The following is a 10,003-nucleotide window of genomic DNA, read 5'->3' as shown; positions in this document are numbered from 1 at the left end:
GCCGGTCACCCTGCGCGGGCGCCGCGGATAGCATGGGTGGATGGCCAAGCAGATCCCGGTGGTCGTCGTCGCGGGCTTCCTCGGCTCCGGCAAGACGACGTTGCTCAACCACCTGCTCGCCACCGCGGGCGGCACCAGGATCGGGGTCCTGGTCAACGACTTCGGCAGCGTGAACGTCGACGCCATGGCCGTCGCGGGGCAGGTCGACTCCACCATCTCGCTGAGCAACGGCTGCCTGTGCTGCGCCGTGGACGCCTCGGACCTGGACGAGATGCTCGCCCGCCTCGCCAGGCCCGCGACGGGCATCGACGTCATCGTGATCGAGGCCAGCGGCCTCGCCGAGCCGGAGGCCATGGTCAAGATGGTGCTGGCCACCGAGAACCCGCGGCTGGCCTACGGGGGTCTCGTGCTGGTGGTCGACGCCGCCGAGTTCGCCGCCACCAGCTCCCGCCACCCGGAGCTGCTCAAGCACCTGCGCCTCGCCGACCTGGTCGTGCTGAACAAGGTCGACCGCGCCGAGGACCTGGCAGCCCTGCGCCGCGAGGTGGGGACGCACACCCCCGGCACCCCCGTGGTCGAGGCGGACCACGCCCGCGTCGACCCGGCACTGCTGTTCGACACCCGGCCCCGTGAGCGGAAGTTCGGCCAACTGTCCTTCGAGGACCTGGCGGAACCGCACGACGACCACGTGCACGCGCTCTACGGGAGCGTCGAGTTCACCACCGGCACCCCGGTGCACCCGCGGCGGTTCATGGACTTCCTCGACGACCGCCCGGCGGGCCTGTACCGGATGAAGGGCCGCGTCCACTTCGGAGCGCCGGACCACCACCAGCGCTACACCCTGCAGACCGTGGGCGACTACCTCCGCTTCGAACCGACCACGGGCGGGTCCACGACCCAGCTCGTCATGATCGGCACCGACCTGGACGCCGAGTCCATCACCGCCCGCCTGGAGGCCTGCACCACCGAGGTGCCCGCGGAGCCCCAGAGCATGCTCGACGTCCTGCGCTACCTGCGGGCTCAGCCCGCCTGACGCCGGACGGCGCCGACGTAGGTGCCGGGGTGCGTCGCACCGTCCTGGAGGACGACCTTGCCCAGCGTCCACTCGAAGGCCTGGGTGTCGGCGGTGTTCGGGGGCGTGACCAGCAGCGAGGCGACCTCCCAGCCGGACGCGTCGGCCGTGGGCAGGTAGGTCAGGTCACTGGTGGCGACCCCGCCGGGCGGCAGCGTCAGCGGCACCACCGGGTCGTTCGTGCGCCCCAGGTCCCAGGCCAGGCCGTCCTTGCCGCCCAGCCGCACGCCGGGGAAGCCGCGCAGCACGCAGGTGGTCGACCCGGAGTTCGCCAGCGTGAGCTCCACCTTCGACTGCGTCTTGTCCGACGGCAGCGGCTCCCCGACCGACACCGTCACCTGCTTGCAGTCGTCCGTCGCGGCCGCGCTCGACTCCGTCGCCCCGCCCGACTTGCCGGTCAGCGACTCCGCACCGCTGCTGGGGGTCGACGACGTCGTGGCGGCGGGCCCGTGCGTCTGCGTCTGCCCCGCACCCCCCGAACCGGCCGTCCCGCAGGCCGACACGGCGGCGACGGCCGCCACGGCCACGATCGCGGCGGAACCCCTGAGAACCATGTTGCTGCGCATTGCTTCTCCCCTTTGGCATCACTTCGAACTTGTGCTTAGAGGATGTCCAAGACCCCCGCCAGGATGCCTGGAAGTGATGTGGACCACACCGCACAACCTCTTGGGGTGTAATTCGTCGTTCAGACGTTTACGCAGCTCAACGACCCGCAAGTGCATAAGCAAAACCGCTCGGGCGTCTCGAATGCCCGTACCGCTTGCACAAATCTGCTCTGCCCTTTTACCCACCACCGAAATCCGGCAAACCAAAAAGGGGCGGAAACCGTCATCCGGTTTCCGCCCCCGTGGGGTGGCACTGCCACAACTCCGGTGGGCCGCCGGGGGATCGAACCCCGAACCCGCGGATTAAAAGTGCCCGTGGTTTCCCGTCGGAAACCGACGGAAAGGATCAGAGCTAACCGTTTGCGCTGGTAGAGGCGTTAACAGGCTGTCGTAACCTGTCGCCCGCCGATCCCCTCAAGTGGAACCGGCGGGCTCCCCTCGGTCCCCCATCCCGAACATGAGCGCCCCCCAGCCAACCCGGCCGGGGGGCGCTCGCATTGGTGAGGTGGCGGCGCTACGTAAGCCGCCGTTCGAGTTCGCGCAGCAGCGCCCCGTGGCCAACCGCCGTGAGGTCGACTGGCAGAGGCGCGGGCACCTCGAGGTCTGCCGCGGTGAGCAAGCCCGCGGCGACGTAGGCCGTCACCACGGGCACCTCGAAGGCGTCGGCGGTTGTCCGGATCAGGTCGAGAGTCGGTGCCGCGCCGTCCTCCCAGCTGACAAGGCGCGATCGGCTGATGCCACTGGCGCGCTGGAAGTCGGCGCCGTTCCAGTTCTTCTGGTCGAGCTGGTCGCGTACGAAGGGCCACCAGCCGGATACCGGGGTCGCGCTCACTCCTGGGGGGCCGGCGCGTCCTGTGGAGCAGCGGCAAGGGCGGCCTGGGCTCGCTCGAACCATTCGGGGCTGACGACGTGGGCGACCGGCTTGCCGTGCTTGGTGACCTCGATGTGGGCGTCGGCGTACTGAACCTGGGCGATGTTGTCGGCGAGTTTCGTCCGGAAGTCTTGGATGCTGAGGCTGGAGTGGGGTCCCGTCATGTTTGTAAGGTTCTTACAGACTGTCCATTGCGTCAAGTCTGTAAGTTCTGTAAGGTTCTCCACATGGACACCGACACCGCAGCCCCCGCCGCCACCGCCACCGCCAAGTGCACCCGCTGCGGCCGCAAGCTCACCTCGGCGAAGTCCATCACCGACGGCTACGGCCGCACCTGCAAGGCCAAGATCGCCGCCGCCGCGAAGACCGCCGCGGTCGCCACCTTCAAGCCCGCCCAAGTCGCGAAGGCCGAGGAGCTGATCGCCGACGGCGGCATCGTCGCCATCCGCGCCCGCAGGGTCTTCCGGGTGGTGTCCACCGACGGTGCCAGCACCTACCTGACCGCCCCGCAGGCCTGCAACTGCGCCGCTGGCCTCAAGGCCAAGCACGCCTGCTACCACCGCATCGCCGCGACGATCCTCGCCGCTGCCTGACCTTCCCCCAACCGCAAAGCGGCCCCCGAACGGTGTCCTACCACCGCCGAGGGCCTAGACCAACCACCCTCAAGGAGGTGTTGGCCGTGAGGTCCAGCGTACCGCCGCACGCACGTCGCCAGCCGATTTGGTCCACGGCTCTCAACAGCCGAGAGTCCATCACGATCATCGTCGACCGCAACCTGAACGACGTCCCCGCCTACGTCGACCTGGAGCGCGGCTCCGTGGTCGTCGCCGAGAGTCAGCTCGACGACGAGGGCGGCCTGCTCGACATCATCGCGCAGGGCATGGCCGCGCTCAGCCCCCAGCGCCCGCAGCTCGCCGTGGTCCGCAGCGAGGTCGCCGAGGTCCGCCCGGCGCCCGCACCCGTGACCGTGCCGAACAAGCCGCACGAGACCCCGCGGGCGAACCTACGCCTCGTGCAGCCGAGCGCCGGCACCGCCGCGTGCCTGCCCGGTTGCGAGTACAGCCACAGCCACAGCGCCGTCGGCGACGTGTGCCGCACCACCGTGGGCGCTGTCGACCTGCACGGCATCGTGGGCCGCGACGAGAGGCTGAGCGTGTCCGTGGACCGCTTCCAAGACGCGCTCGGCACCACCCCCGCGGTCGTCGCGGTCGGCCACCTGATCGGCGGTCGCGCCCAGGACCCGCAGGAACTGACCCCCGCGGGCGCCCGCGCGCTGGCCGCGCAGCTGCTCGCCGCGGCCGACCTCGCCGAGCAGGCGAACAAGAACGGGTCGCGCCAGACGGCGTGACCGGCACCAGGAGACGGCTCCACCTAGGGGAACTGCGACCGGCCCCCGCCCTAACCAAGCGGGGGCCGGTCTAGCCGTGCTCAGCTGAGGTTGATCCTCACGTCCTCGCCAGCGCTGATGGACGCGGTGACCTGTTCCACGGCATCCTCGCCGGACACACCCGCACCAGCGAGAGCCGCAGCGACCGCGGGCCTCACCTCGTCGATCGGCTTGCCGGCATAGTCGCGAGCAACAGGCTCAAGCGCGGACCTGATCTGCTGTGCGATCTGATCAAAGACGTCGTCGAGGCCGCTCGTGTCAACAGTGATCTTGAACATGCGGTTACTCCTGTGGGATGACCAGCACCGCGGGGTGGCGCTAGTTGGTCCCAAGAGCAAAGCATGCACCCCCGACGTTCCCGGTCACGCTCAGCGCTGGCGACCCTGTCGTCGGTAGTACCGGTGGTTGGTGTCCGCGTAGGTTCAGGCGCAGCGCAGGCTAGCGGCGGCGCCCAGCACGCCGACGTGTCCGGCGCCGGTACGTGTTCAGGTCAAGCCCGATGCTGAGAGCCTGCTCGGGCGGGTCTGCGACCACGAGCAGCGCGGCACCGCGCCGCGCTCGGGAACTGGCGCGGCGCTCGGCCTCGTACAGGGCGTGCGCGGCCTTGCAGTCGACGCACACGCACCCCCACTTCACCCGGCGCGAGTTCGTGCCGTGCTCGGGCGGGTCACCGGGCCGCGGGAAGCCGAACGCCGCGGCGACGTCCTTGCGATCGGCGTAGTCCAGGCCGCCCCAGATGCCCCAGCGCTCGCCGCGCTCTAGGGCGCCGATCGCGCAGGCCAGCCGGACCGGACAGCCCGCGCAGATGACGCGCGCGGCGAGGTCAGCAGCAGTGCCTGGTCTGGCGTCGTGCCAGGCGTTGAACGCGGGCTGGAGCACTCGACCGGACGCGTCGATGACCTCGCGCCGGTCCAGTTCGGGGAACGCCCGGCAGGCACCGCGTTCGTGCCAGTCGGGGACTTCGCGCGGGATGCGTTCGGCACTGCCCGCGTCGAGGTAGTGCACGGAGCGCGGGGGGTCGACGAGGGCGGTCAACGGCTCCTCCAGTTCGGCGGGAGTCAGGGCAGGGCTACTAGCTGGCCGGACCGTCAGCCGTACATCATCTCCAAGTCCCGGAGCACGTTCCTCAACTCCTGCGGAGACGGCAGCGTTCTCATCGAGTTCAAGGTGATGTTGTAGACCCTCGGCTGCACCGGGGTCGTGGCGTTGTTGCTGCTACGCGAAGACGTCGAGTCCACCGGCATGCGAGTAGCTGGCACCTGAGCCCCGAACAGGGCGAGAGCAGCCGCGTCCGGCAGACCCGAGTCCGGCATCTTCACGTCGCCGCCGTTCGCCGAGTTGATCTGCTCTAGGAACGGCCCCCACTTCGCCGCGGCGCGCCGGTTGACCACGAACTCACGAGACGTCAGCGGCACCATCCGGTCGTCCTTGTCGGGGCCGTTGCCTGGAACCCAACCGCCGTCGTTCATGCCGCCGACGCCGTTGCTCGCGGCGATCTTCGAGGACGCCCGGTCCACCGCGTTGATGTAGAGCGTCTTGTCGAAGACCGCCTTGTCGTTGACCTCCTGGATGGCGCGCATCGCCGCGGCGTTGTCGCCGTCGATCTTGATCTGCTTGCCGTCGGGCATCGTGAGGATCGCCTGGCCGGTCTCGTCGACCTTCACCGTCACGCCCATCGCCGCCAGCGCAGCGCCGTCCATGCTGCTGATCATCTTCTGGAGCGCGGCCGGGGCGTTGTCCCCCGCGGCCCCGGCCAGTCGCAGGATCTCGGCGTACTCGGCCTGGGTCACGAGGGTGGTGATCTCGGCCGCGGACTTGTGAGCGTTCTCGGCCGCGACCTTCTCGCCGATCGCGTCCACCGTCGCCAAGAGCTGCTGTTGGTAGGCGTTGTCCGCCGTGCGGGCCTCCAGCGACGTCGGGCCGTGCTGGGCGACCGCGTCGTTCAGGTTCTTCTGCGCCGTCTCCAGGCCGAGCAGCGCGGCGTCGTAGTCCAGGCTCGCGCCTGCGGCCTGCCGCGTCATGGCCAGGTTCTCGGCCATGCGGTCGGTGTGCGTCTTCACCGCGTCTGCGGCGTCACGGGACGCAGCCTCCTGCTTGGCCACCGCCCCCCGGTAGGCCTCGGCGGCAGCAGTCGCTTGCGGACTGTCCTTGCCGTACTGGGCGATCGCGAGGTTCAGTCGGCCCTGTGCGGCTTCCACAGGGCCTACGGACGCGAGGTAGTCGTCCCACGCCTTCTTCGCGGCGTCGACGTTCTCCTGCATCGCATGGATCTCGTCGTTCATGCGGCCGCCGATGGCGTCGTCGCCGCCGAGCTGCTTCGCCTCGTCGGTGGCGTTCCACGCGTCCCGCTTCGCCGTCAGGTCCGCGATGCTGGCCGACAAGTTCTTGTACTTGTCCATCACGTTCTGCGCGGCTTCACCACCCTTGGTGATGCCCATCACGAACTCGTCCGCGAACTGGTCGACCTTCTGCTGCTCGAACAGGTACGCGCCCATGATCAGGCCCGTCGCGGCCAGGCTGATGCCCAGCGCCGACGTCGCGCCCGCGAGCGCACCCGTGCCCGCAGCCGCCGCGCCCGCGCCCAGCCCAAGCCGGGACAGGATCCCGCCCGCTGGAGCCGCGGCCGCCGCCGATGTGGTCAGCGCGCTCGTGAGCGGGATCTTCGACACCAGCGCGATCGCGGCCGTGTACACCTTCCACGCGGCCGCCGCCGACAACACCACCCCGGTCAGCGTGCCGAGCTCGTCCGCGATCGGCTCGACCACGCCGAGCACCGCGCCCAGCACGTCCAGCGCCACCCCGAGCGACGACATCAGCGGCGGGAGCGCACCAGAGGTGAACTTCGTGACGACGCTAATGATCTTCTCCCAGACGCGGGCGAAGTCGTCCGCGTACGGGGCGAAATTCGAGCTGATCGTCTGGAGCAGGGTGCCGACCCCACCCAGGGTGGAGCGCAGGATGTCGCCGAACGCCGCCAGGTTCCGGCCCGTCGACTCCGTGTCCGTGGAGACGTTGCGGAAGAAGTCGCCGAAGCCCTGGCCGGTATCGGACAGGAACTTGCGCCAGCCGACCATCACCGGCTCGGAACGGGACACCGCGGTGGCCATGCCCGGCACGGCGTTCTCCGCGAACTCGGTCACCCCGCGGGTGAGCTCGCGCACCGCAGGCTGGGAGTCCTTGAAGATCGAGGACATCTCCGGGCGAAGTCGCTTCCACGACGCCGCCAGATCGTCCGAGGCCCGCACCAAGTCGTCCTCGAGCGGGGCCGCCATCGCCCGCGCCTCGGTCACCACCCCGTCAGCGAGGTCTGCGTAGGAGTCGCGGACCTTCGCGTTCGACGACAGCAGCACCGCCGCCGCGGCGACCGCCACCACCGGCAACACCCCGACCGCAGCGCCGGCGGCAACCGCACCCACCAGCATCGCCGCGTTGGCGCCCAGCATCGCGCCCGCGACCTTCGCGATCGTCTTCGCGTGGTCACCGGCCGACTTGGCGGCCTTGTCGTGGGAGTCGGCGGCCTTCTTGTTGACCTCGACCGATTCCTCGGTGGCGTCGGCGGCCGCGGCAGTAGCGGCCGCGAGCTTGTCGTTCGCGTCGGCGTGGCGCTGGGTGACCGTGATGGTGCGCTGCTGCGCCTGCGCGAGAGCGCGCTGGGCCGCGGCGAGGCGCTCGTCGGCGGCGGCCAGCCGCTCGGCCGGGGCGTTGGCCTGGTCCCGGACCGCGTCGAGTTGGGCCTGGGCGACCCTGACCCGGCCGAGCGCGTTGGCTTCGGCGTCACCGGCCTTCGAGACCTGGACCTGGAGGTCGGCGACGGTCTTCTTCAGCTTGTCGGTCAGCCCGGCCTGGGCGGCTTCGGCGCGGGCGATCGCGGCGACGAACGGCTTCTCGTCCGCGTCGATCTTCGGCTTCTGCCGCTCGACGTCGGCCTTGAGGGTCTTGGCGTCGGTCCGGGTCTCCCGGCTCTTGGCCATGTACTGCGCGTTGTCCGCAGTGATGATGGCCTTGATGTGGCCGGTCGTGGTCGACACGGGCTAACGATCAGCGGCGCGTGTCACTCGCAAGGGCAAACCTTCTGATATCGCAACAGATTCCAGGGCATTGACCAGCGCGTGACGCGCCTGTGGTCGCGAAGTGAGCGCGCCGCGTCAGCCGTCGTTCTGCCCTGTGGTCGGCGGCTGCGGACCCAAGAGGCTCGCAGCGGCCTGGTGGACCTGCTCGTGCACGTAGATCGGGTTCATCGCGTTGAGCTGGTCGATGGTCTGGGGAATGACGAGGTCGGGCTCCTCGCCCGCCTGGGTCGCCTCGATGGAGAGGTTGCGGAGCGCGCCGACGGCGTTGAAGAGGATCGTGCTCACCTGAATGTCCACAGGGGACATGGCGTGGACGGCGTCGAGGCTGACACCAGCCCTTCGCGCGGCCTCGACCTTGAAGTGCGCCTCGCGTTCGGGGCCGTCCGGTAGCTCAGTGCTGTTCACGTCCGCAACGGTGCGTCCCCCGTGTCACGTCGAGAGCAGCAGAACGGCCCCGACGCAGTGCGCGCCGGGGCCGCCTCGAGCTGCGGTCAGCCGTTGAGCTGGCCAGCCTTCACCGCGGCGAGGAACCGCCGAGCGGTGTCGTCGTCGAACGTCAGCTCACCGGAGGCAGGGTTCTTCGAGTCCCTGAACGCCCGGCCCTGACCGTTCCACGCCACCTCGACGCAGCTACCCGAAGCCCCGCCTGACCGGCTGGACTTTCTCCATCTCGCCCCCTCGCGATCGATCATGGTTCGCTCCTTGGTTGCAGTCACAATGCCGCTGCAACCGTATCCACCAGCAGGAGCGAGTCCGCCTCCGAGAGCGCGAGCGCCTGCATCTCGACCATGACCGTCTCGTACCGGGCAAGCCTCTCCTGCTCATCCACGAACAGGCCGTCGGTGAGCGTCTCGACGTAGACGATGTTCGGTCGGCTCGGCGGCGAGAGCACCATGAACGAAGGGCTCGATGTGCCGGGGTGAACGCCGACCCCGGTCGGGATGACGCGCACCCGCACCTCTCCGCGGCGTGCCAGCGCGGCCAGATGACGGAGCTGTTCGCGCATCACCTTCGCTCCGCCGACCGGCGCCCGGAGCACATGCTCGTCGACCACCAGGTGAAGTTCCGGCGGGCGCTCCGAGGTGAGCCGGGCCTGACGAGCCAGACGGGCCTGCACCAACCGGTCGACGTCGCCACGCGGCACGGACGAGTTGGTCTCGATCACCGCCCGCGCGTAGCCCTCGGTCTGCACCAGGCCATGCAAGAGGTTCGGCTGGTAGGCGCGGATGACGGCCGCCGTCTCCTCGGCGTTGAAGAACCGTCGTAGGCGGTCCGGCACGGCGGAACCCCACGGCGTACGCGGGCGGCGGCGCCGGGACTGCTCGGCCAGGTGCTCCAGGTCGGCGCGCTCGGCGGGACCCACCCGGTACTCGTCGAGCAGGGGGCGCAGCTCGGTCGGCCTCACCGACACTTGTCCGCGCTCGATGGTCCTGATCTTGGAGACCGAGCAGCCCAGCACGCGAGCGGCGTCCTCGAAGTCGAGCCCGGCAGCCTCACGGAGCCGCTTCAACTCCATGCCCAACTGGCCCTTGTAGCTGGACGGGCTCTGCTCCTCCACCATGCTCCCGCTCTCCTCGGTGATCGCTGGCGCCCAGTGTGCATTACCTGACGTGCTCGATGAGTTCGCCCAATCGGGCGCCTATGCAAATGTTGCGTGCAACATTTACGGTGGTGAGGCTGAACCGGCAAGCCGCCAAGCGGCCGACGGGGAGGCGCCCGTCCCGCGCCGAGGGTTGCAGTCACAACGTCCGGCGCGGGCCGGGTCCCCACCTCAGGACCGGAGATGTCCCGATGTCTGTGCCCGCGGTGATAGGCGTATTAGCCCTGGCGGTCGTGCTGTGGACCAGCGTGCTGGTCGTCCGCGAACAGCAGGCGAGACGCGCGCGGTTCCGACCGATCGCCGAGCGGGTGGCCGTCATCAACGGCGGCCAGCAGGCTCGAGCGTTCCGCCGTGCTCACCCTGAAGCTGCCGCTGTCGTGCAGGCGGGCGCGCTCCCA

Annotated in this window: 12 protein-coding genes; 3 read left to right on the top strand and 9 right to left on the bottom strand. The window is 69.7% G+C overall.

Features of this window, described 5'->3' with window-relative positions; all coding sequences use genetic code 11:
* Positions 1-40 precede the first annotated feature (40 nt).
* Positions 41-1,033, top strand: a complete 993-nt coding sequence (locus CLV43_RS10445; protein ID WP_106186923.1) for a CobW family GTP-binding protein — start codon at positions 41-43, stop codon at positions 1,031-1,033.
* Here the strand turns inward: CLV43_RS10445 and CLV43_RS10440 are convergent.
* The 3 genes from CLV43_RS10440 to CLV43_RS10430 form a co-directional block, all read right to left on the bottom strand.
* Positions 1,021-1,638 (bottom strand): DUF4232 domain-containing protein, encoded by a 618-nt coding sequence (locus CLV43_RS10440; RefSeq protein ID WP_106186922.1) that lies wholly within the window; start codon positions 1,636-1,638, stop codon positions 1,021-1,023. The two genes, CLV43_RS10445 and CLV43_RS10440, sit on opposite strands and share 13 nt — an antisense overlap.
* Before the next feature lie 553 nt (positions 1,639-2,191).
* A complete protein-coding gene (locus CLV43_RS10435) occupies positions 2,192-2,509 on the bottom strand; it encodes a helix-turn-helix domain-containing protein (protein ID WP_106186921.1) in 318 nt (105 codons plus the stop codon).
* Positions 2,506-2,712 (bottom strand): type II toxin-antitoxin system Phd/YefM family antitoxin, encoded by a 207-nt coding sequence (locus CLV43_RS10430; protein WP_106186920.1) that lies wholly within the window; start codon positions 2,710-2,712, stop codon positions 2,506-2,508. Before CLV43_RS10430 ends, CLV43_RS10435 begins: the two co-directional genes overlap by 4 nt.
* Positions 2,713-2,775: 63 nt before the next feature.
* Here CLV43_RS10430 and CLV43_RS10425 point away from each other — a divergent pair, with 63 nt between their 5' ends.
* Together CLV43_RS10425 and CLV43_RS10420 are read left to right on the top strand one after the other, a co-directional pair.
* Complete coding sequence (locus tag CLV43_RS10425) at positions 2,776-3,141, top strand: DUF6011 domain-containing protein (protein ID WP_106186919.1); 366 nt, start codon at positions 2,776-2,778, stop codon at positions 3,139-3,141.
* Positions 3,142-3,227: 86 nt separating this feature from the next.
* Positions 3,228-3,896, top strand: coding sequence for a hypothetical protein (locus CLV43_RS10420; RefSeq protein WP_106186918.1), 669 nt, complete (start codon positions 3,228-3,230; stop codon positions 3,894-3,896).
* Positions 3,897-3,976: 80 nt separating this feature from the next.
* On the opposite strand, the gene CLV43_RS10415 is transcribed toward CLV43_RS10420, so the two are convergent.
* From CLV43_RS10415 to CLV43_RS10390, 6 genes are all read right to left on the bottom strand, one after another.
* Positions 3,977-4,213, bottom strand: a complete 237-nt coding sequence (locus CLV43_RS10415; RefSeq protein ID WP_106186917.1) for a hypothetical protein — start codon at positions 4,211-4,213, stop codon at positions 3,977-3,979.
* A gap of 160 nt (positions 4,214-4,373) precedes the next feature.
* Positions 4,374-4,970: a WhiB family transcriptional regulator gene (locus tag CLV43_RS10410; protein ID WP_211304320.1), complete on the bottom strand. Its 597-nt coding sequence runs from the start codon at positions 4,968-4,970 to the stop codon at positions 4,374-4,376.
* A gap of 53 nt (positions 4,971-5,023) precedes the next feature.
* Positions 5,024-7,963, bottom strand: coding sequence for a hypothetical protein (locus tag CLV43_RS10405; protein ID WP_106186916.1), 2,940 nt, complete (start codon positions 7,961-7,963; stop codon positions 5,024-5,026).
* Between the two features lie 117 nt (positions 7,964-8,080).
* Positions 8,081-8,410, bottom strand: coding sequence for a hypothetical protein (locus tag CLV43_RS10400; protein WP_106186915.1), 330 nt, complete (start codon positions 8,408-8,410; stop codon positions 8,081-8,083).
* An 86-nt stretch (positions 8,411-8,496) separates the two neighbouring features.
* Positions 8,497-8,697: a DUF397 domain-containing protein gene (locus CLV43_RS10395; RefSeq protein ID WP_106186914.1), complete on the bottom strand. Its 201-nt coding sequence runs from the start codon at positions 8,695-8,697 to the stop codon at positions 8,497-8,499.
* A 20-nt stretch (positions 8,698-8,717) separates the two neighbouring features.
* Positions 8,718-9,566 (bottom strand): helix-turn-helix domain-containing protein, encoded by an 849-nt coding sequence (locus tag CLV43_RS10390; protein WP_106186913.1) that lies wholly within the window; start codon positions 9,564-9,566, stop codon positions 8,718-8,720.
* Positions 9,567-10,003 lie beyond the last annotated feature (437 nt).

This window comes from Umezawaea tangerina, assembly GCF_003002815.1.
Taxonomy (GTDB): Bacteria; Actinomycetota; Actinomycetes; order Mycobacteriales; family Pseudonocardiaceae; genus Umezawaea; species Umezawaea tangerina.
The sequence above is the reverse complement of the archived record's forward strand: the minus strand, read 5'-3'. Positions and strand labels throughout refer to the sequence as shown.